23 protein-coding genes are annotated in these 20,572 nt (G+C 73.9%); 9 read left to right on the forward strand and 14 right to left on the reverse strand.

The features are described from left to right. The first annotated feature begins 7 nt into the window (after positions 1-7). Positions 8-109 (forward strand): DUF6069 family protein, encoded by a 102-nt coding sequence (locus tag OP18_RS62165; protein WP_281179577.1) that lies wholly within the window; start codon positions 8-10, stop codon positions 107-109. A 40-nt stretch (positions 110-149) separates the two neighbouring features. On the opposite strand, the gene OP18_RS42855 is transcribed toward OP18_RS62165, so the two are convergent. Further along, positions 150-617 (reverse strand): hypothetical protein, encoded by a 468-nt coding sequence (locus OP18_RS42855; RefSeq protein ID WP_033365064.1) that lies wholly within the window; start codon positions 615-617, stop codon positions 150-152. A 73-nt stretch (positions 618-690) separates the two neighbouring features. Between OP18_RS42855 and OP18_RS42860 the strand changes: the two genes are divergently transcribed. Continuing rightward, positions 691-1,947, forward strand: a complete 1,257-nt coding sequence (locus OP18_RS42860; RefSeq protein WP_033365065.1) for an MFS transporter — start codon at positions 691-693, stop codon at positions 1,945-1,947. A gap of 2 nt (positions 1,948-1,949) precedes the next feature. Here the strand turns inward: OP18_RS42860 and OP18_RS42865 are convergent, their stop codons facing one another. The 3 genes from OP18_RS42865 to OP18_RS42875 form a co-directional block, all read right to left on the reverse strand. Further along, positions 1,950-2,489: a hypothetical protein gene (locus tag OP18_RS42865; RefSeq protein WP_033365066.1), complete on the reverse strand. Its 540-nt coding sequence runs from the start codon at positions 2,487-2,489 to the stop codon at positions 1,950-1,952. A gap of 83 nt (positions 2,490-2,572) precedes the next feature. Continuing rightward, positions 2,573-3,550, reverse strand: coding sequence for a hypothetical protein (locus tag OP18_RS42870; protein ID WP_033365067.1), 978 nt, complete (start codon positions 3,548-3,550; stop codon positions 2,573-2,575). Positions 3,551-3,585: 35 nt separating this feature from the next. Continuing rightward, a complete protein-coding gene (locus OP18_RS42875; protein WP_211273853.1) occupies positions 3,586-4,686 on the reverse strand; it encodes a PLP-dependent cysteine synthase family protein in 1,101 nt (366 codons plus the stop codon). 244 nt (positions 4,687-4,930) lie between these two features. On the opposite strand from OP18_RS42875, the gene OP18_RS42880 reads away from it, so the two are divergent. Together OP18_RS42880 and OP18_RS42885 are read left to right on the forward strand one after the other, a co-directional pair. After that, positions 4,931-5,440, forward strand: coding sequence for an RNA polymerase sigma factor (locus OP18_RS42880; protein ID WP_033365069.1), 510 nt, complete (start codon positions 4,931-4,933; stop codon positions 5,438-5,440). Then, a complete protein-coding gene (locus OP18_RS42885) occupies positions 5,437-6,612 on the forward strand; it encodes a hypothetical protein (protein ID WP_033365070.1) in 1,176 nt (391 codons plus the stop codon). Before OP18_RS42880 ends, OP18_RS42885 begins: the two co-directional genes overlap by 4 nt. Positions 6,613-6,634: 22 nt before the next feature. On the opposite strand, the gene OP18_RS42890 is transcribed toward OP18_RS42885, so the two are convergent. Next, on the reverse strand, positions 6,635-7,330 hold the full coding sequence (locus OP18_RS42890; RefSeq protein WP_245635727.1) for a phosphatase PAP2 family protein: 696 nt from the start codon (positions 7,328-7,330) through the stop codon (positions 6,635-6,637). A gap of 68 nt (positions 7,331-7,398) precedes the next feature. Between OP18_RS42890 and OP18_RS42895 the strand changes: the two genes are divergently transcribed. Then, a complete protein-coding gene (locus tag OP18_RS42895) occupies positions 7,399-7,725 on the forward strand; it encodes a DUF3140 domain-containing protein (RefSeq protein ID WP_033365071.1) in 327 nt (108 codons plus the stop codon). Here the strand turns inward: OP18_RS42895 and OP18_RS42900 are convergent. Next, positions 7,691-8,389: a TVP38/TMEM64 family protein gene (locus tag OP18_RS42900; RefSeq protein WP_063745745.1), complete on the reverse strand. Its 699-nt coding sequence runs from the start codon at positions 8,387-8,389 to the stop codon at positions 7,691-7,693. The genes OP18_RS42895 and OP18_RS42900 overlap by 35 nt on opposite strands. Before the next feature lie 183 nt (positions 8,390-8,572). On the opposite strand from OP18_RS42900, the gene OP18_RS42905 reads away from it, so the two are divergent. After that, positions 8,573-10,024, forward strand: a complete 1,452-nt coding sequence (locus OP18_RS42905) for a glycosyl hydrolase family 18 protein (protein WP_033365113.1) — start codon at positions 8,573-8,575, stop codon at positions 10,022-10,024. Positions 10,025-10,102: 78 nt separating this feature from the next. Here OP18_RS42905 and OP18_RS42910 read toward each other — a convergent pair whose 3' ends face one another. Together OP18_RS42910 and OP18_RS42915 are read right to left on the reverse strand one after the other, a co-directional pair. Further along, positions 10,103-10,393 (reverse strand): helix-turn-helix domain-containing protein, encoded by a 291-nt coding sequence (locus OP18_RS42910; RefSeq protein ID WP_033365072.1) that lies wholly within the window; start codon positions 10,391-10,393, stop codon positions 10,103-10,105. Positions 10,394-10,549: 156 nt separating this feature from the next. Beyond that, complete coding sequence (locus tag OP18_RS42915; RefSeq protein ID WP_033365073.1) at positions 10,550-11,089, reverse strand: SUKH-4 family immunity protein; 540 nt, start codon at positions 11,087-11,089, stop codon at positions 10,550-10,552. Between the two features lie 59 nt (positions 11,090-11,148). Here OP18_RS42915 and OP18_RS42920 point away from each other — a divergent pair, with 59 nt between their 5' ends. Continuing rightward, the gene (locus OP18_RS42920; RefSeq protein WP_033365074.1) at positions 11,149-11,553 is read left to right on the forward strand and encodes a VOC family protein; all 405 of its coding nucleotides are present in this window, start codon (positions 11,149-11,151) and stop codon (positions 11,551-11,553) included. Between the two features lie 20 nt (positions 11,554-11,573). On the opposite strand, the gene OP18_RS42925 is transcribed toward OP18_RS42920, so the two are convergent. Together OP18_RS42925 and OP18_RS42930 are read right to left on the reverse strand one after the other, a co-directional pair. Beyond that, positions 11,574-13,991: a glycoside hydrolase family 3 protein gene (locus tag OP18_RS42925; protein ID WP_033365075.1), complete on the reverse strand. Its 2,418-nt coding sequence runs from the start codon at positions 13,989-13,991 to the stop codon at positions 11,574-11,576. A gap of 8 nt (positions 13,992-13,999) precedes the next feature. Continuing rightward, the gene (locus OP18_RS42930) at positions 14,000-15,382 is read right to left on the reverse strand and encodes an MFS transporter (RefSeq protein WP_211273854.1); all 1,383 of its coding nucleotides are present in this window, start codon (positions 15,380-15,382) and stop codon (positions 14,000-14,002) included. Positions 15,383-15,524: 142 nt separating this feature from the next. On the opposite strand from OP18_RS42930, the gene OP18_RS42935 reads away from it, so the two are divergent. After that, positions 15,525-16,103 (forward strand): dihydrofolate reductase family protein, encoded by a 579-nt coding sequence (locus OP18_RS42935; protein ID WP_033365076.1) that lies wholly within the window; start codon positions 15,525-15,527, stop codon positions 16,101-16,103. 302 nt (positions 16,104-16,405) lie between these two features. Here the strand turns inward: OP18_RS42935 and OP18_RS42945 are convergent, their stop codons facing one another. Beyond that, entirely contained in the window at positions 16,406-17,257 is an 852-nt protein-coding gene (locus OP18_RS42945; RefSeq protein WP_033365078.1) for a helix-turn-helix transcriptional regulator, read from the reverse strand. 190 nt (positions 17,258-17,447) lie between these two features. Between OP18_RS42945 and OP18_RS42950 the strand changes: the two genes are divergently transcribed. Beyond that, entirely contained in the window at positions 17,448-18,404 is a 957-nt protein-coding gene (locus tag OP18_RS42950; protein WP_033365079.1) for an SDR family oxidoreductase, read from the forward strand. Between the two features lie 4 nt (positions 18,405-18,408). Here OP18_RS42950 and OP18_RS42955 read toward each other — a convergent pair whose 3' ends face one another. The 3 genes from OP18_RS42955 to OP18_RS42965 all read right to left on the reverse strand — a co-directional run bounded on the left by OP18_RS42955 (position 18,409) and on the right by OP18_RS42965 (position 20,494). Further along, positions 18,409-18,645, reverse strand: a complete 237-nt coding sequence (locus OP18_RS42955) for a hypothetical protein (RefSeq protein ID WP_033365080.1) — start codon at positions 18,643-18,645, stop codon at positions 18,409-18,411. A gap of 87 nt (positions 18,646-18,732) precedes the next feature. Continuing rightward, positions 18,733-19,296 carry an NADPH-dependent FMN reductase gene (locus tag OP18_RS42960; protein ID WP_033365081.1) on the reverse strand — a complete coding sequence of 188 codons (564 nt, stop codon included), beginning with the start codon at positions 19,294-19,296 and terminating at the stop codon, positions 18,733-18,735. Between the two features lie 55 nt (positions 19,297-19,351). After that, positions 19,352-20,494, reverse strand: coding sequence for an FAD-dependent oxidoreductase (locus tag OP18_RS42965; RefSeq protein WP_033365082.1), 1,143 nt, complete (start codon positions 20,492-20,494; stop codon positions 19,352-19,354). Positions 20,495-20,572: the final 78 nt, after the last annotated feature.

Genomic DNA, 20,572 nt, shown 5'->3' on the forward strand with positions numbered 1-20,572 from the left:
CGACGCCATCGCCCCCGCCACCCTCGACACCAAAGCCCTGCTCATGCTCACCCACCTCGCCGCCGCCGCCATCGTCATCCCGGCGATCGCCCGCCGCCTCGCCGCTTGACACCGCGTGCGGCCCCGTCGACGAGGCGCTCGGCCACAGGTCAGGTGAGCGCGCCGGTGATGCGGGCGTACTCGGCGGCCACGGCCCGGGAGGCGAGGAAGTCGACCGGGTCGGCGTCCTCCACGTCGCGCTCGACCACCTCGATCAGCCGGATGGACAGGTCGAACACGTGGCGCCGGTCGCCGGTCTCCAGCAAACCCGTCCACGAGTCGAGCGCCGTGACGGTCAGCAGCAGATCCGGGTCCATGTCGCCGTCGCTGAGGACGCCCGCGTCGACCGTGTCCAGGTGGCGGCGCAGCTCGGCCGGGCCCGCCGTCAGCACGTCCCGGTGCGCCGCGTGCAGCGCCTGCCAGGCCGGACCGGTGAGCTCGCGCCCGGGCACGGTGCCGAGCCTGTCGTCGTCCCCGGTGAGGCGCAGGACCGCGTCCGCGGCGAACGCGCGCAGCCGCTCCTCGTCGGCCGCGTCGATCGCCCGGCGGATGGCGGCCTCGACGGCGTCGTACTCCACCGGCGCAGCTTAACCGCCGGCGCCGCGGCGAATCCCGGATGCGCCGGGCGGGCGCGTCAGGCAGCATCGCGATGTGGCAGGGCACAGACCGGCGGGCGGGCTGCTGCGGACGCGGACCTTCGCGCTGCTGTGGGTCGCTCAGTCCACCAGTGCGGTCGGCTCCGCGGTCACGACCGTGGCGCTGCCGCTGGTGGCGATCGAGACCCTGCGCGCCGCCCCCGCCGAGGTCGCCCTGCTCACGGCCGCGACCTGGCTGCCGTGGCTGCTGGTCGGGCTGCCGGCGGGGGTCTGGGTCGACCGGTGGCCGCGCCGGCGCACGCTGCTGGTCGCCGACGTCGTCTCCGCGGCGGTGCTCGTGGCCGTCCCGGTCGCCGCCTGGACCGGCGTACTGACGATGCGCGTGCTGCTGGTCGCCGCGCTGCTGGCCGGGGCCGCCGGGGTGTTCGCCAGCGTGGCGTTCAACGCGTTCCTGCCCCGTCTCGTCGGCGCGGACGACCTCATGGAGGGCAACGCCAAGCTGCAGACCAGCGCGTCGGTCGCCCTGGTCGTCGGGCCGGGCCTCGGCGGGCTGCTGGCCCAGGCGGCCGGCCCGGTCAGCGGCGTCCTGCTCGACGCGGGCACGTTTCTGCTGTCGGCGGTGTGCCTGCTCGGCATCCGGTCCGGGCCGGAGCCGCGGCCCGGCCACGGGGACCGGCCGGGCATGCTGCGCCAGATCGCGGAGGGCGTCGGGTTCGTCATGCGGGGCCGCCTGCTGCAGGCCATGCTCGTGGTCGCGGCGGTGACCAACTTCGCGATGCTGGGCATCACCGCGCTGCGCGTCGTGTTCCTGGTCCGCGCCGAGGGCACCGCGCCCGGCACCGCGGGCCTGGTGATCGGCGTGGGCGGCCTCGGCGCCATCCTCGGCGCCGCCGTCGCCGCGCGGGTGTCCCGGCGCTACGGCAGCGCCCGCACCTACCTGCTGGCGAACGTCGCGGCCGCCCCGTTCGTCCTGCTGCTGCCGCTCGGCGGGCACGGCCCGCGCCTGGCGCTGTTCGCGGCGGGCTCGTTCGTCGCCCTGGCCGGCGCCACGATGTCGAACGTGATGACCATGACGTTCCGCGGTACCTTCGTCCCCGCCCACCTCCTCGGCCGGGTCACCGCGGCATCACGGATCTTCGTGTTCGGCACCGTCCCGTTCGGCGCGGCGACCGCCGGCGTCCTGGCCTCGGCGCTCGGCGTCCGGTCCGCCATGTGGGCCCTCGCCGTCCTGTACGTCGCGGCCCCGCTGCCGCTGCTCGCCACGGAGGCCCGCACGCTGCGCGACCTGCCGGCCCGCCCGGCCGAACCGTGACGTCAGCCGATCGAGTGGGGGCCGAGGACGCGCATCGGCGTGCCGGTCGCCCTCTCGTACCGCACCACGTCGGCGAGGCTCACCCGCCGCCCGTCGGGGAGGCTCCGGCACGACAGCCACATGATCGATCGCAGGCCCGGGTCGCTGATGTCGCGCAGCGGCGCGCCCGGCTCCAGCTCGACGCCCTGCTCGACGCACCACGCGACGACACCCGCCCAGAACCGGTCGACCGCGTCCCAGCCGTCCACCGTCCGGGGCCCCCGCAACGGCCGCAGCTCCGCCGGGGTGAGCAGGTCCTGCGCGCCGTGCGACGCCACATTCTGCAGGTCCTCGAGGAACCCGGTCGCGACCCGCGCCGCGTCGCCTCCCTCACCGAGCAGCTCCTCGACCACCGCGAGGGCCGCCTCGGCTCGCCCACCGCCGCGCCGCGCCACCTCCATGACGACGTCCCCCACGGGGATCTCGCCGCCCGCGGTCGGCAGCCCGGCGGCCGCCATGAGCCGCTTGACGGGCGTCGCCGGACGCCGCTTGAACAGTCCCACTGTCCCTCACCTCGACCACGGTGGCCTCTCGGCGGCCGCCCACGGACGCATGATCATGCCAGCGGGGCGGGTGCCGATCAACGTCACGTCGTGGTGCGGTACTCCGTCGCCCGCCCGAAGCCGAGGTCGAACTGCTCCTCCGTCAGGCTGATCAGCTCCGGCCCGGCGGCCGTGCCGTACCGGCCGTGCAGGGCCCGCGTCCACGCCTGCCGGGCGGCGTCCAGGATCTGCCGCGGGTCGCCACCGGACGCCCGCAGCTCGATGTAGTACGTCGCCGTGCGGGTCCGCATGCGCACCTGGGCGGTGAAGATCTCGGCGCCGCCGGCCGGGCCGTGCAGCACGGCGGCGTGCCCGACGACCGCCCGCGGCGGCACCGTCCCACCCGCCGCGGCGTCCGCGAGCAGCTGCCCGGCCGCGACCGGGTCCGCGTCCGGCGGCAGCGCGGTCACCAGGACCACCTTCACCAGCGTCGAGCCGCCGGTTGCCGCCGGGGCGGCGGGCCTGACCCGCACCGCGCCCGGCAGGTCCTCCTGCCGGACCCACCGGAAGCCCGTCGTGAGCCCCGCCGGGTCGAGGTTCAGCGCCTTCACGATCAGCCGGTGCTGGAACTCGGCGAAGACCTTGCCGTCCGCGCCGAACTCGCCGCGCAGCGTGACCCGCAGCCGGTCCAGGTCCACCGGGCCCGCACCGAGCGGCGCGAACACGCCGGGCTCGGCGCCGCCGGGCCCGGTCGGGTACTGCGCGTCGGCCGGATACTCGACCCCACCGAGCCGGAACCCGGGCGCGCCGTCGTCATCGATGAACCAGTCGACGAGCATCGCCCGCTCGGAGACGTACTCGTGCACGCGGTCACCGTCGCGGTACACGGTCATGAACACCACGTCGGAGTCGACGACGGCGCTGCTCAGCACCGGTGTGCGCAGCGTCGCGCTGAGCGCGCCGGCCAGTGCCTCGGCGTCGGCCTGACCGTCCGCCTCCTCCCGCGGCAGCACCGCCACCCGACCCGCGGCGGCGCGCACCACCCACGCGTCGGCGCCGAGCCCGGTCAGCGCGGCGACCACGTCGGCGGTCTCCCCGACGCGCGGCAGGCACGCCGTCAGGTCGGCTCGCTCCAGGGGCCGCCGGCGAGGAAGCGCTCGATGGTCGGCGTGTACGGTCCCGGGTCGAGCTGCCGCTGCCGCAGCCAGTCGTCGTCGCAGTAGGTGTCGCGGTACGCGTCCGCGCCGTCGCAGATCAGGGTCGCGATGCTGCCCGTCTCGCCGGCCGCGCGCATGCGGGCGGCGAGGCGCAGCGCGGCCCAGAGGTTCGCGCCGGTGGACGGGCCGGCCGACCATCCGGTGGCGGTCGCGAGATGGCGCATCGCGGCGACGCTGGCCGCGTCCGGCACCGGCATGGCGAGGTCGATGACCGAGGGCAGGAAGGCCGGCTCCACCCGGGGGCGGCCGATGCCCTCGATCCGGGACGGCATGCCGGTGCCGTAGCCGGAGTATCCGGTCACCCAGCTGGGCCAGTAGGCGGAGTGCTCCGGGTCCACGGCCGCGAGCCGGGTCGGATACCCGTGGTGACGCAGGTGGCAGCCGAGCGTCGCGCTGGTCGCTCCCGTACCGACACCGACGACCACCCAGGTGGGCGGGCCGCCTTCGGCGGCGATCACCTGGGCCAGCAGCGCCGCGCCGACGCTGTCCGGGGCGCGCCAGTCCTCGGCGTGCCTCGCCGCGGCGAGATGGTCGAGGTAGTACCCGCCGACCTCGGCGGCGAGCCGGGCGGCCTCGTCGTAGATCGCCGCCGGCGGGTCGAAGGCATGGCAGGTGCCGCCGTACCGCTCGACGCGCTCGCGTTTCGCCCGTGCCGTCCTGCCGGGAACGACGGCGATGAACGGCACCCCGATCAGCTTCGCGAAGTAGGCGGTGGCGACCGCGGTGTTGCCGGCGGTGGCCTCGACCACGGTGGTGTCCTGCCGGATGTCGCCCCGCACGACCGCGTCCTCGACGAGCCGCCGGACGAGCCGGTGCTTGACGCTGCCGGTGGGTCGCCGCGACTCGTCACGGAAGTACAGCCGGACACCCCAGGACCCTGGCAGCGGGTACCGGCGCAGCGGGATGGCCGGCTCCTCCGCCGCCGCGGCACGCAGCCGCGCCAGCGCCTGCTGCGCCCAGCGCCGCTCCCCCTCCTGCGACGAGCGGTCAGGTTCCTGCACGCCGGCCATGATCGCACACGGCACATCACGGATCGGACAACGTTCGCCAGCGGCGGAACCGATGGGCCGGCATCGACGTGTAGCCCGGTATGGACGCGACCGCGCACGTCCCGATGCCGGGAGCAAGGTGCCGGCCGCGCGGTGTCCGGGCCGGCGCGCGTTCGAGGGGGGCGCGCGTCAGGCCCGGGCCGGAACAATCACGGAGACTGTGGAACCGATCGATGCACAGCGGAGTGTGTAGGGCATGCAGGAGCCGGACCCGGCGGGGCTCGAGTCGTTCGAGGAGTTCTACGTCAACCATCGCGTCGACGTGTACCGGGCGCTCGCGGTCACCCTCTGCGACCCCCAGCTCGCCCGTGAGGCGGCCGACGAGGCGATGACCCGGGTCTACATGCACTGGAGCCGGGTGAGCTTCTACGAGAATCCGGCCGGCTGGGCGTACCGGGTCGGCCTGAACTGGGCGACGTCCTGGTGGCGCAAGGTGCACCGGGAGCAGCCCGTCGGCGAGGTGGCCGGCAGTCACGAGCCCGAGCCGGCGCCGGCGGGCGGCGACTTCCACGCGTACGCGATGCTGACCAACCTGCCGAGGGCGCAGCGGGCGGTCGTGGTCTGCCGGGTCCTGCTGCAGCTGAGCACCGCGGAGACCGCCGCCGCGCTGGACACCACCGAGGGCACCGTGAAGAGCCGGCTCGCCCGGGCGCTCGCCACGCTGCGCACTTCCCTGGACCGTGACGACAGCATGGTGACGCGATGACGTTCGACGACCTTCCCCGGGACCTCGTGACGATGGTGGATGCCGCCGTACGGGTGCTGCCACCGACCCCGGACGAGCTGCGCCGCATCACCCGGACCGGCGACGCCAGGCGGCGCCGCCGCACGGCCGCGGTGGTCCTGGCGGCCGTGGCCGGGGTGGTGGCCGCCGGTGCCGTGATGCCGCCCTGGCTCGACGGCCGGTCCATGGCGCCGACCGGCCCACAGCCCGGCGCGTCGACCGCGCCGGCCGGCCCCACGGTCACCACGACGCACCTGTCGGGGGTGCAGGCCCAGCGCATGCTGGTCAGCTCGTCGGCCGGCTACTTCGAGTCGCCGCCGGCCCGGCCCGTGCACCGGGAGAACTTCGACACGGCGACGCCGGACGGCACCGTCGTCGTGTTCGCCGAGGACGCCGAGCTGCGCGCCGACGACGCCCTGGTGCCGTTCCGGTTCGCCGGCGGCGGCCAGGTGCGGCGGGTCGTGCCGGCGCCCGACGACGGCGCCGCGGTGCTGGTCGAGCGGACCGTGCCGGCCGGCCCGAACTGCTTCGGCACGACCGAGCTGCGGCTGGAGATCTACGCCGCCGACGGCACCCGGAAGCTGTCCCGGCAGGTCGGCGGCGAGTGCGACGCCGCCGAGCTGATCGGCGTCGACTACTTCCGCGCATTCCTGCGCCGCGGCAACGCCGTCACGGCGTACGCGCTCGCCGACGGCTCGGAGACGAAGGTCGCCGACGCCGCCCTGGACCTGGGGTTCACCGCCACGCCGAAGGCCGCCGGGCTGGTCGCCCAGCTCGACCAGGGTCGCCTGCTGTTCAGCGACGCCACGTCCTGCCAGGACCGGCCGCGGATCGTCGTGTACGACGTGCCCACCGGCCGCACCAAGACCGTCGTGCCGCAGGTGCCGTGCGACCGCGCCGCCGTCGTCCGGCTGTCGCCCGACGGCCAGCTCTTCGCCATCGCGTACCGGCAGGAGGGCCGCCTCGTCATCGACATGATCGACGTCGAGTCGGGGCGCTCGCGGCACAGGGTGCAGGTCGGCGACACCGGCCGCCCCGCCGCCGTCGCCTGGCACTCGAACACGGCGGTGCGGCTGGCCTGGTACCGGCCGCCGGAGGCGGGGAAGGTGCTGCTCGACGAGGTGCTGCAGCTGGCCGTCGCCGTCGCGCCGTGAGCCCGCGGGTCCGGCAGGCTCCTCAGCCGCCGGGCCGGGCGCGGTCCCACAGGGTCGCCACGCCCACGGCGGCGGCCACCAGCGCGACGCTGCCCGCGATGTCCAGCACGTAGTGGTTGCCGGTGCCGAGCACGTCGGCCGCCATCAGCGCCGGGAAGAGCCACGGCAGCGGCGCCAGCCGCGGACGGGCCGGCCGCAGCGCCCGCCACGCGGCGTACGCGCACCACAGCGCCCACCCAACGTGCAGGCTGGGCATCGCGGAGTACTGGTTGCCGCCGGTGCCCCGCTCCACGATGTCGTGCACGGCGACGACGTCGACGACCCCGGGCAGCGCGAACCGCGGCGGCGACATGGGGGCCGCGAAGTACACCGGCAGGATCAGCACGGTCATCGCGACCAACGCCCGGCGGGCGTGCCGGTACACCTCGGCATGCCGGACGAGCAGCCACAGCAGCACCCCGGCGACCGCCACGTAGTACAGCCGGTACAGGTACACCGCCGGGTCGACGAGCGCGGGGTGGTCGGTCAGCCAGCGGTTCGCGGCCAGCTCGACGTCCAGGTGCAGGGCGCGCTCCGCGGCCTGCACGGCGCGGGCGTCGGCGGTGGCGGCCGCGACGTCCTTGCCCATCGCGTCGTGCAGGCGGGTGAAGACCACCAGCCACAGCAGCAGACCGGCGACCTCGAAGAGCGCGCCGAGGCGCCGGCGGTCGCGGTCCACGGCGCCACGATAGCGGACCTGCCCGGGCATCCTCGTTACCGCCGCTGAGCTGCGGGTATGGGACGGACATGACGACTGACACGTACGCGGAGTTCAAGGAAGCGGTCAATATGACGGCGGCGGAGCTGGAGCGCTGGCTGGCCACCGACGAGTCACGGGCGGTGGGCCAGAAGGCCGGTGACGGCGCCGAGTCCGTCGGCCACGACAGCGGCCGGCGCATCGTGCGGCTGCTGCACACGAAGAAGGCCGACCTGACCGGCGACGACGAGGCGCACATGCGCAAGGTGATCGGCTACGTGCACCGCCACCTCGCCCAGCGCCCGTCCGGCGACGTCACCGACACCCGGTGGCGGCACTCGCTCATGAACTGGGGTCACGACCCGCTGCGGCACTGACCGGCGCCCCGGTGTCCGCCGGTTTCGGGTGGCGGCGGCGGTACCGCTGCGCCACGAGCCCGCCGACCGTGAGCACCAGCAGCGTGGCGAGCGCCGCCCACATCGGCCACGCGCCGGGCTGCCAGCCGTAGGCGCCGACGGTGACGTAGGCGGTCGTGGCCGGCAGGATGCCGACCGCCGTGCCGGCGACGAAGTCGCGCAGCCGCACGGAGGTGAGCCCGGCGAGATAGTTGACCGCGGTGAACGGCACGACCGGGATGAGCCGGGCCACCACGATGGTCCGCAGGCCGCGACCGGCGAGCATCGCGTCGAAGCGGTCGAGGCGCCCACCGGTGAGCCACCGCACCGTGTCCCGGCCGAGCAGCCGCCCCAGGTGGAACGCGGCCACCGCGCCGAGCATCGCCCCGCTGACCACCACGAAGACCCCCGCCACCAGCCCGAACAGGGCCCCGGCGGCCAGGGTGAACACCGTCTTCGGCAGCGGCGACAGCGACACCACCGCGTACAGGGCGCTGTACGCCACCGGCGCCCACCAGCCCAGCGCGAGCACGTCGGCGCGCAGCCGCTGCTGGTCGGGCACCCCGACCAGGACCGCCGCCGCCACGACCATGCCCACCAGCGCGACGAGCCCGGCGCCGCGGAGCACCCGAGCGCGAACGGTCATGATCCCATCATGCCGTCCCGCGGCGCGGTCCGCCCGCCGAGCGCCCCCGGGGCCGGTCACGCACTCCCTCGTCTCGCGGGCACCCACCCCGAATATCGACGGCCATCTTGACGGGTGCTCGTGCATGTGTTTACCGTCACTCATCGCTTTTAACAAAGTTTCCTAACTGTTGGTGAGGTGAACGTGAAACGATCCCTTCGCCAGGTCCTCCTGGCCGGGGCCGTCGTGACCGTCGTGGCCGCTACCGTCGCCGCCGTGCCGCTGGTGCAGGCGAACGCCGCAGCCGCGTGCGCTCCGGCGTGGAGCGCCTCGGCCGTCTACGTCAAGGACAACGTCGTGTCCTACCAGGGGCACAACTACACCGCCAAGTGGTGGACCCAGAACGAGGTGCCGACCGCCAGCGGCCAGTGGGGCGTCTGGGCCGACAACGGCGTCTGCGGGGGCGGCACGACGCCCACCACGCCGCCGGTGACCAGCAACCCGCCCACCTCGAACCCGCCGACCTCGAACCCGCCGGGCGGCAAGAACGTCGTCGGCTACTTCGCCGAGTGGGGCGTCTACGGCCGCAACTACCACGTCAAGAACATCGTCACCAGCGGCTCGGCGGCGAAGCTGACCCACATCCTGTACGCGTTCGGCAACACCACCGGCGGGCAGTGCTCCATCGGTGACAGCTACGCCGACTACGACAAGGCCTACACGGCGGCCGACTCGGTCGACGGCGTCGCCGACACCTGGGACGCCGGCGCGCTGCGCGGCAACTTCAACCAGCTGCGCAAGCTCAAGCGGCTGTACCCGAACATCAAGGTGATCTGGTCGTTCGGCGGCTGGACCTGGTCCGGCGGCTTCACCCAGGCCGCGGCGAACCCGACCGGCTTCGCGAACTCCTGCTACAACCTGGTCAAGGACTCCCGCTGGGCCGACGTCTTCGACGGCATCGACATCGACTGGGAGTACCCGAACGCCTGCGGCCTCAGCTGCGACGCCAGCGGCCCGGCCAGCTACAACAACGTGATCACCGCGCTGCGCAACAGGTTCGGGTCCAGCTTCCTGATCACCTCGGCGATCTCGGCGGACGGCTCCAACGGCGGCAAGCTCGACGCGGCCGACTACGCCTCCGGCATCTCCAAGCTCAACCTGGTGTTCCCGATGACGTACGACTACTTCGGCGCGTTCAACCCGCAGGGCCCGACGGCCCCGCACTCGCCGCTGACGTCGTACTCGGGCATCCCGCAGCAGGGCTTCTGGTCCGACGCGGCGATCCAGAAGCTCAAGAGCAAGGGCGTGCCGGCCAGCAAGATGCTGCTCGGCATCGGGTTCTACGGCCGCGGCTGGACCGGCGTCACCCAGTCCGCCCCCGGCGGCACCGCGACCGGTGCGGCGCCCGGCACGTACGAGGCCGGCATCGAGGACTACAAGGTCCTGAAGAACTCCTGCCCGGCCACCGGCACCATCGGCGGCACCGCCTACGCCAAGTGCGGCAGCAACTGGTGGGGCTACGACACGCCGAGCACCATCGCCGGCAAGATGACCTACGCCAAGCAGCAGGGTCTCGGCGGGGCGTTCTTCTGGGAGTTCTCCGGCGACACCAGCAACGGCGAGCTCATCACCGCGATCAAGAACGGTCTCGGCTGACCCAGCACGACCACGAGCCGCCGCGGTCCCCGGTCCCGGGCCGCGGCGGCTCGGCCGTCTTCCAGGGTGGTCAGCGGTTCAGCCGAGCGGCTTCTCGAGGTCGCGGATCTCCATCCACAGCGCCCGCAGCCGCTCGACCTCCCGGTCGCTGCGGCCGAACACCTCGAGCATGTCGTCGATGTGACGCCACTTCGGCGAACGCTCGCCGATGCCGTTCAGCAGCCGGAACACCGTCGACTTGGACACCCCGACCTGGCCGGCGATCTCACTGTACGGCGGCTCGCCGGCCTCCCGATGGGCGGCCATGAGCTGCTCGGCCAGCCGCGTGCGTAGGGCCCGCAGCCGCTCGGGGTCAGGATCGTTGCCCATCGGCGCTCACCAGGCGCGCGGCGCGGCTGCCCGCGTGACGACGTCGTCCACCATCCAAGCATGCCCATGAATCACTGCCAGGTAAAGCACCCCGGCCTACGGCACCTCGATGGAGCACACCGGCCCGGGACGGGCCTGCCCGGCGGGGTCTGAGCGTCAGTACAGCCACCGGCCGAGGACCGCGGGCCAGAACTGGGTGTCGTGGTGGCCGTCGCCGATCGCGGCCGGGTCGAGGGCGCCGATGCGGCGCAGCAGGTCGTCGATCTCCTCGAGCGCCCGCTCCTCGGCCTCCTCGTCCTCGTCCCAGCGGCCGATGGCGGCCGAGCCGCGCAGCCAGCCGCCGACCAGGTGCAGCGTGCACAGCCAGTGGCGCACGCTGGAGTTGACGAACCGGGTCGGGCGGCCGTCCGCGGGCCACTCCAGGACCTCACCGCTGCCGGGCACCGCGCCGTAGTCCCACCTGACGCGGTTGCCCTCGTCGCGGTCGTCGTAGACCGCCAGCCGGTACATCACCGGCGTCGCCGTGAACGCGGCATGGTGCACGAGCTCGGCGAACAGCGGCACGCCGGGGTCGGTCAGCGCGGCCTTCTGCGGCGCCGGCAGCCGCCAGTCCGCCACGGCGTGGGCCGGCGCCCGCACGACGCGGCCGGCGCCGGCCCACGCCGTGAGCTCCTCGAAGGTGGGCGGGGTCGGCACACGGCCGAGGGTACGCGGGTGCCCGGCGGCCGGCGACGCGCGGCGCTACTGTGCCGGGCATGCGCATGTTGCATCTGGGCCTGCGGGTCACCGACCTGGAGCGCTCGCTCGCGTTCTACACCGCCGTCGGGTACGCGAAGGTCGGCACGGTCCCCGATACGCCGTTCGGCAGCCTGACCATGCTGCGGCTGCCCGACGACCCGTTCGTCAGCCTCGAGCTCGTGCACGACCCGGCCCGGCCGGTCACCGACACCGGCGCGGTCAACCACCTCGTCATCCAGGTGGACGACCTGCGGGCCGCGATCGCCGAGCTGGCCGGCAAGGGCATCACCGCCGAGCCGCCGGCCGAGCCCGGCCCCGGCATGTACACGTCCTGCCTCACCGACCCCGACGGGTACCGCATCGAGCTGGTCCAGTGGCCACCCGGCCACGCCGCCGGCATGTCGGCCGCCGACTTCGCCTGAGCCGCGGAGGCCCGCGCCGGCTACGCGGCGACCGTGGCGCGGATGTCGCCGAGGCCGCGGGCCACCAGCATGCGGCCGGGCCCGACACCCGTCCAGCGGGCGGCCGCGGTGTCCCAGCGGCGCAGTAGCCGCGGATCCGCCTGCACCTCGACCGGAATCCGCTGCCCCGGCGCCGCCTGGACGGCGCGCCAGCCGACGAGCCGCACCGGCTGCGCCGGGTCGTCCGGCTGGAAGTACACCTGGACGACCTCGCGGCTCGGGCGGGTGCCGGTGTTCGTCACCGCGACCGCCACCACCGGCGCGGGCGCCGTCGCGACGAGGCGGGCGTCGGCGTAGTCCCACGTCGTGTAGCCCAGGCCGTGGCCGAACCAGAACCGGGGCGGCGGGGCGAGGCCGGCGAAGTGCCCGCGGTAGCCGATGAAGGCGCCCTCGCTGTACGGCAGGTCGCCGTCGACCGGGGTCACCGACCAGGCCGGGGCCTGGCCGTCGCCGGCGGGGAAGGTGGTGACCAGCCGCCCGGCCGGCTCGATGTCGCCGGTGAGCGCGGCCGCCACGGCGTGCCCGCCCTCCTGGCCGGGCAGGCCGGCCCATACGACGGCCCCGACCTCGTCGAGCCACGGCATGAGCACCGGCGTCGCGGCGTTGACCACGACCACCGTCAGCTTCGCCGCGGCGGCGACGGTGCGGACCAGATCGTCCTGGGCGCCGGGCAGCCGCAGCGTGGTCTTGTCGACGGCCTCGGTCTCCTGCTCCTCGGTGAGGCCGACGACCACCACGGCGACGTCGGCGGCGGCCGCCGCCGCGGCGGCCGCGGCGAGGGCCTCGGCGGTGGGGCGGGGCGCGGCGTGCGCGATGAGGCCGTAGAGCCCGACGCCGGCCAGCGGCGCGTCGGCGAGGTCCGGCGGGCGCAGCCCGACCTCGGCCTCGACCAGGTCACCGGCGGTGACGTCGACCGCGTCGGCGGCCCGCGGCGGGGTCAGGATCTCCTCGCCGATGCCTACGCCGGACACCCGCAGCTCGTAGCGCAGCTGCCGTCCGGCGACGCGCAGCTGCCACGAGCCGGCGCCGATCGCGCCGAGCTCGACCGGCCCGCCCCTGGTGATCCGGGCACGGAACCGGACGGTGGCGACGGTGGTGTCGAAGTCGTCGTCGACGCCGACCGCGGTGACGGCGCCGGGGGCGTGGCGCTCCTCGATGACGGCGCCGGCCTCGTCCAGCAGCGTGACGTGGACGCCCGGCTCGCCGGTGGCGGGGTCGGTGAGGAAGCCGCCGCGGGCCGGGACCGGCCGGGTGCGGACCTCCACGCCGTCGGTGACGGTGACGTCGGCTGGCAGCCGGGCGCACAGGCCCTCCACGACGCTGACCTGGTACGGCGGGTTGACCTGCGCCGAGCCGCCGCCCATGTCGACGGTCTCGATCGCGTGCCGGCCGATGAGTGCCACCCGCTCCCCCGGGCGCAGCGGCAGCGCCGCGTCGCGGTTCGTCAGCACGGTCATGCCCGCCGCGGCCAGCCGCTTCAGCTGCTCACGGCGCGCCGGGCTGTCGGGGGCCGGCAGGTCGGCCGGGTAGCCGCGCGGCCTGCCGAGCGCGCCGGCCCGGTCGGCGAGGCGCAGCACCCGGCGGACGTGGTCGTCGACGACCGGCTCGGCGACCTCGCCGGACTCGACGGCGGCCACGAGCGCGTCGCCCCAGGGGCCGCCGGGGCCGGGCATCACCAGGTCGAGCCCGCCGTTGGCGGCCGCGGCCACGGTACGCGTCGCGAACCAGTCGGACATGATCAGCCCCTGGTACCTCCACTCGCCCTTCACGACCGTGTTGTTCACGTACTGCTGCTCGGTGGCGGCGACGCCGTTGACGTCGTTGTAGGCGGCCATCATCGACCACGGGTCGGACTCGTCGACCGCGATCTCGAACGGCAGCAGGTACAGCTCGCGCAGCGTGGCCTCGTCCACGACGCTGTTCACGCTGTTGCGCTCGGTCTCGGACTCGTTGGCGACGAGGTGCTTGAGGCAGGCGCCGACGCCGCGCTCCTGCATGCCGCGCACGTAGGCGGCGGCGAGCCGGCCGGTGAGCAGCGGGTCCTCGGAGAACGCCTCGAAGAGCCGGCCGCCCAGCGGCGAGCGGTGCAGGTTGATGGTCGGGCCGAGCACCACATGGATCCGCTGCGCCATCGCCTCCTCGGCGAGCAGCCGGCCCACCTCGTAGGCGGTGTCCTCGCTCCACGCGGACGCGAGCAGGGTGGCGTTGGGAAACAGCGCCACGGTCCGGCCGCCGGTGAACTTCGGGCCGCGCACGCCGGTGGGCCCGTCGGAGAGGCGCAGCTCGCCGAGCCCGATCGCGTCGCAGGGCGCGAGGCTGAACGTGGTGGCGCCGGTCAGCAGCGTCACCTTCTCGCGCAGGTCGAGGGTGCCGATGAGTTCGGCCAGATTGCCAGTCATGGTGGGGCCTACAGCACTTTCTTGACGGGGATGATGGCGAGCGCGCCGAGGAACGTGAGGGCGGCGGCGGTCAGGTACAGCAGGTCGTAGTTCTGGCCGGCGCCGACGCCGAGCAGGGCCGCGCCGAGCAGCGGCGCCAGCGTCTGCGGCATGGCGTTGGCGATGTTGAACACGCCGAGGTCCTTGGCGTTGTCCTCGGGGTGGGGCAGGACGGCGAGCACGAGCGCCAGGTCGACGCCCATGTAGATGCCGTACGCGGCGCCGAGGACCGCCTCCACGACGTAGAAGCCGGCCACCGTGTGGACCTGGGTCAGCATGACCAGGCCGACGGCGAACAGCGCGGTGGACACGAAGACGAGGGCCTTGCGGCGGCCGAGGCGGTCGGAGATGTACCCGGTGGTCTGGCCGACGACGATGAGCACGACGGTGTAGACGAGCACACCGGTGGCGACGGTGCTGGCAGCCGTGGCGTCGGTGAGGCCGATCTCGTCCTTCATCCAGAAGAACCGGAACGTCGTGAACATGAAGCTGCCGAGGATCAGCATGAACCGCGACACCCACGCCCAGGCGAAGTCGGGGTGCTGGCGGGGACTGACCCAGAACGTCTCCAGGAACTCGCGCAGCCCGGCGGCCGGCGGGCGGCGCGGGAGCCGCTTGTCCGGCAGGACGAGGGCGTACAGCAGCATGCCGGCGACACCGATGACGGCCGGGACCATGAACAGCGCGATCATGTTCGAGGTCAGCGCGCTGGCCAGGTAGACGGCGGCGAGGATGCCGACGCTCTGCATGACACCGCCGAGCGCGGTGACGGTGGCCGACTGCTGGGGCGGGATCTGATCGGCGATGGTGGCCAGGTAGGCGGCGAAGCAGGCGTTGGCGGCCAGCTGCGCGGCGAACCAGGCGACGATCAGCGTCGGCACGTTGCCGGCGATCGCGATGACGAACAGGCACACGGCCAGGCCGATGCTGCCACCGACCATCCAGGGCCGTCGCCGCCCCCAGCGGCCGGTGGTGCGGTCGGAGAGCCGGCCGAAGATCGGGTTGCCGAGCAGGGCGGCGATGGCGCCGATGCCGAGGATGAGGCCCTGCGCGGCGGGCGCGCGGCCCTCGCCGACGACGGCGGTCACTTTGATCGCCATGCTGACCGTCACCGGGCCGAGCAACGCGATGAACAACGCCATCTGGGCGAGGGCGAACGGGACGATGAGCTTGAGGCCGGCCTTCTCGGTGGGCGGCGGGATGCCGAGCTCGTACTCCGGCTCGACATGCTCATGCCCGCTGATCCCCGACGTCATGACCGACGCGGGCAACTCGGAGCTGCTCGGCGTCGCCGCGTTGATGATCTCGTTGAGCTCGTGGTGGTGCGTCGTCGGGGGGCCGGCGTCCTTCATCACGGCACCTCCTGTACAGGGGTCCGACCGGGGGTGAATAGCCTCATCCGGAACGGATAAACGCGCCGTGTCGAATCCGGGGACCGCCGTTCGTAGTAGGGGTGAACGCCCGCCATGACCGCGAACCACGAAGGGATCCGCCATGACCGCCACCTACACCTGGGACGTCTTCTCCACCCTCGACGGATACGGCTCGTTCACCGAGGGCGCCGACTGGGGCGGCTACTGGGGCAAGCAGGGCCCCGAGCTGCTCGCGCACCGCGCCGCGATCTTCGACACCGCGCAGCGGATGGTGTTCGGGGCCACCACGTTCCGGGAGACCGCCGAGATCATGTCCTCGGGGCTCGACCCCAACACGCTCGACGAGTGGAACGTCCGGACGATGCGCATGCCCGCGACCGTCATCTCCTCCACGCTGCGGGACACCCTCGGCTGGCCGGACGCGACCATCGTCAGCGGCGACGCGGTGGACATCGTCGCCCGGCTCAAGCAGGAGTCGGACGTGCCGCTGCGCTCGCCGGCGAGCCTGTCGTTGAACTGGGCGCTGATGGCCGCCGGCCTGGTCGACCGCATCCAGGTGACCATCTTCCCCGTCATCTCCGGCCGGACCGGGACGAGCCCGATCCTCGGCGGCGCCGGCGACTTCGACCTCGAGCTGCTGGAGAGCCGGGTCCTCGACGGCCGCACCCAGGAGCTGGTCTACCGCCCCACGCCCCGCTGACGGGGGCGGGCTCGTCGCCGTCTCCGGGCAGGTGCCGATGGACGCCACCGGGCAGGTCGCCGGCGCCGGCGACGCCGAGGCCCAGATCCGGCAGGTGTTCGTCAACCTCGCCGCGGACGCCGCCCCGGCCAGCTCACGCCGTCACCTCCGCCGCGCTGCGGCGCCGCCGCGAGCCCGAACCGTGCCCATGGTTCGCGGCTCCTCCGCTCCGCTGCAGACCGCTCACTGGTCCAGGTGAGCGGCCTGGTGCACCCCGCGTTCCGGGTCGAGGTCGACGCCCTGGCCGTCATCCGACGTCTGCGTCACCCGGTCGGCGCGCCGATGCGCTGGGCGCCGATGACCGACAGCAGCTGGAGCTTCTCGTAGCTCTCGCTACCGGGCACCGCGGTGTACACCAGCAGCGAATGTGACTGGTCGGGGTCGAGCAGACCCTGGCAGGCCAGCTCCAGGTCGCCGACCTCCGGATGGATGAAGCGCTTGGTGTGGTTGTAGCGCACGCCGACCTCGTGCTCGCTCCACACGGCGCGGAACTCCTCGCTGCGGTCCAGCAGCAGCCGCTGCAGGTGCGCGGCGTAGGAGCCGGGGCCGCGCAGCGTCACCGTCCTGCGCAGCCCGGCGGCGAAGACGCGCGAGTGCAGCGGATGCTCGTCCGGGTGGTACAGGGCCCGGCACGCCGGGTCGGTGAACCAGCGGTACCCGATGCTGCGGGCCGGCCCGCTGAACCTGGTGTTGTCCCCGGTGAGCGCGACGCCGAGCGGGGTCTGCCGCAGCGTCTCGCCCAGCTCGGTGACGATCTCGGCGGGCGTGTCGGTGAGCCGGTCGAAGATGCGCAGCAGGCCCGGGCTGATGTGCTCGCTGGCCGCGCCCCTGGTCGGCGGGGTGTGCCCGGCGAGGCGGAACAGATAGTCGCGCTCGTCGAGGGACAGGTGCAGGCCCTGCGCGATCGAGGCGATCATCTGCTCCGACGGGTGCGGCCCACGCCGGCGCTCCAGCCGGCTGTAGTAGTCGGCGGAGATGTGGCACAGCGTCGCCACCTCCTCCCGGCGCAGCCCGCTCGTGCGGCGCCGCTGCCCGCGCGGCAGGCCCACGTCCTCCGGCTGCAGCGACTCCCGGCGGCGGCGCAGGAACTCGGCGAGCCCGGCCCGGTCGATCATGACGGCGTCCCCCTCTCGGCGCTGGTTCGATCCTGCCACCGGCGCCGGACCGCAGCCTGGGATCACCGATCCCACCCTCCGGGGCCCGGTCAGCCTGGGATTCACAGGCCGTGGATGTACCCAGCGGACGCGGCGCAGCCTGGGAGCACAGCACGCACCGCATCCGTCGCAGACAGCCGAGGAGCACGACATGGCACGCAGGCAACCGGACATCACCGTCCCCGACCTCACCGGGAAGCTCGCCGTCGTCACCGGCGCCAGCGACGGCGTCGGGCTGGGCCTGGCGACCCGCCTCGCCACCGCCGGCGCCGAGGTCGTCATGCCCGTCCGCAACGCCCGCAAGGGCGAGGCGGCGATCGCCGGGATCAGGCAGCGGTACCCGCACGCCACGCTGTCGCTGCGGGCGCTCGACCTGTCCTCGCTGGACTCGGTCGCGGCCCTCGGCGCCACCCTGCGCGGCGAGGGCCGCCCGATCCACATCCTGGTCAACAACGCCGGCGTGATGACCCCGCCGAGCCGGCAGCGCACCGCGGACGGGTTCGAGCTGCAGTTCGGCAGCAACCACCTGGGCCACGTCGCCCTGGTCAGCCAGCTGCTGCCACTGCTGCGGGCCGGCCGCGCCAGGGTCACCTCACAGCTGAGCGTCGCGGCGAACGAGCGGTCGATCAACTGGGACGACCTGAACTGGGAACGCTCGTACGACGGCCGCGGCGCGTACAGCCAGTCCAAGATCGCGCTCGGCCTGTTCGCCCTGGAGCTGCAGCGGCGCAGCCAGGCCGGCGGCTGGGGCATTACCAGCAACATCTGCCACCCCGGCGTGGCGCCCACCAGCCTGCTGGCCGCGCGCCCCGAGATCGGCCGGGCCAAGGACACCGCCGGCGTGCGCGTCATCCGCGCCCTCTCCCGCCGCGGCATCCTCCTCGGCACGCTGGAGACGGCGCCACTGCCCGCGCTGCTCGCCGCCACCGCGCCGGACGCCGGCGGCCGCTTCTACGGCCCCAGCGGCCCCGGGCACCTCGGCGGCCCGCCCGCCGAGCAGGCCGTGTACTCACGGCTGCGCGGCGAGGAGGACGCCCGGCGGATCTGGCGGATCTCCGCGGACCTCACCCGGGTCTCGTTCCCCGACGGGGCGTCCGCCCGGCGGTGAGCACTCACAGCCGGTGCGCGCCGCTGATGTCGGTCCAGCGCATCGCCGGGTCACGGTGCCGGGCGGCCTCCAGCTCGGCCTGGGCCAGCTCGTCGTAGGACCGCTTCCAGGACCGGCCCTCGGTGCCACCTTCGCGCAGCTCCAGCTCGAAGGTGGCACCGTCGGTGCGGATGTAGACGTCGCGACGGGCCAGGCGGCCCCAGGTCCCGTTCCACCAGTGCCGAACGACGGTGCTGCGCATCCGCGCATCGTACACATGTTCGATCTCCAGGTCGCCGCCCGCCCGGTGGAGCCGGCCGTCCGGACGGCGGGCGGGGCAGCCGCCGGCTCAGGCCGGGACGCGCAGGGTGGCCAGGGCCGTGGACCAGGCGACGAGTTGGTCGAGGGCGGTGCTGAGCGCGCCGGCCTGGTGCGGGGCCGGGGCCAGCTCGGTGAAGCCGGTGAAGTCGTGGTGCAGGCTGAGCGCGACCTGCGCCGGGACCGGGGCGATCCGCAGGGCGTTCACGACCGGGCGGAGCGCCTCGACGGCACGGACGCCGCCGTCGAAGCCGTAGGAGACGAAGGCGGCGGCCTTGTCGTGCCATTCGGCGCAGACCCGGTCGAGGGCGTTCTTCAGCACCCCCGGGTAGGAGTGGTTGTACTCGGGAGTGACGAACACGAACCCGTCATACCCGGCGACGGTGGCGGCCCAGGACCTGGTGTGCTCGTGGGTGTAGCGGCCGGTGGCTGGCGGCAGCGGCTCGTCCAGCGGCGGCAGGTCGACCTCGGCGAGGTCGAGCAGGTCGAAGTGGGCGTCCGTGCGCCGGGCGGCGTGCGTGACGACCCAGTCCGCCACGGGCTCGCCCCGGCGACCGGGACGAGTGCTGGCCAGGACGACCGCGATCTTGATCATGGTGATGGCGCCTTTCCGGAGGTGGTACGGGCAGGGGCGGCCGACGGGTGGCGCGTCAGCGCCGGTCGTGGCTGGTGAACATGTCGACGAGGCGGGCGACGGGGTCGGGGCCGAACATCAGCTCGAGCGAGGCGGCCGACTCGCCGGCGGAGGCCGCGCTGCGCGGGAACAGCGCCTCCTCGTAGGCCGTCAGGGCGGCCTCGATGTCGCCGGGGTGCTCGGCGACGGCCCGGCCGAGCTCGGCACCGTCGAGCATGGCGAGATTGGCGCCCTCGCCGGCGAACGGGGACATGACGTGCGCGGCGTCGCCGAGCAGGGTCACGCCCGCGGTGCGGTCCCACCGGTGGCCGACGGGCAGGGCGTTGATCCGGCGCGGGACCAGCGGGCCGTCGGCGTCGGCGATCAGCGTCCGCAACGCCGGGGCCCAGCCGGCGAACTGGGCCAGCAGCGCGGCCTTGGCGGCGGCGGTGTCGGTGAAGTCGACGGTGTCGAGCCAGTCCTCGCCGGTCCGCAGCGCGGCGTAGACGTGCAGGCTGCCGTCGGTCTCGCGGTGGGCGAGGAACCCGCGCCGGCCGTCGAGGGCGATGAAGAAGCCGCCGCCGATCAGGTCGGCCGGGCCCGGGTGCCGGGTGTCGGCGTCCAGCAGGTCCAGTTCGACGAAGGAGATGCCGGTGTACGCCGGGTGCCGCGGGGAGACCAGCGGCCGGACCCGCGACCACGCGCCGTCGGCGCCGACGAGCAGGTCGGTGGTGACCACGGTGCCGTCGGCGAAGGCCACCTCGTGCCGGCCCCCGTCCAGCGGGCGGAAGCCGGTGGCCTTGGCGCCCCACCGGACGGTGCCGTCAGGCAGCGAGTCCAGCAGCAGGTCACGCAGCTCCCCGCGGTCGACCTCGGGCCGGCCGCCGGCGCCGTCGTCCTTCTCCTCCAGCGCGACGCTCGCATCGGGGTACAGCAGCCGCATGGCCTGCCCGCCGGGGTGGATGATCGCCTCGAAGCCGGCGGCGAGGTCGGCGGCGTGCAGTGCGACCTGCCCCGAGTCGTGGTGGATGTCGAGCATGCCGCCCTGGGTGCGGACGTGGCGGCCCGCCTCGAGGTCGAACACGGTCGCCGGGATGCCGCGGGTGTGCAGCACCCGCGCCAGGGTGAGCCCGCCGAGGCCGGCGCCGATGATCGCGATGTGGTGGTGGGTGGTGGTCATTGCCGGCTCCTCGAATCAGAACAAGCTCATTAGTGCTGTCGCTCGAAAACTATAACAGCTCCACTATCGCAGTCGTTC

The sequence above is a fragment of the Dactylosporangium aurantiacum genome (genome assembly GCF_000716715.1).
Lineage (GTDB): Bacteria > Actinomycetota > Actinomycetes > Mycobacteriales > Micromonosporaceae > Dactylosporangium > Dactylosporangium aurantiacum.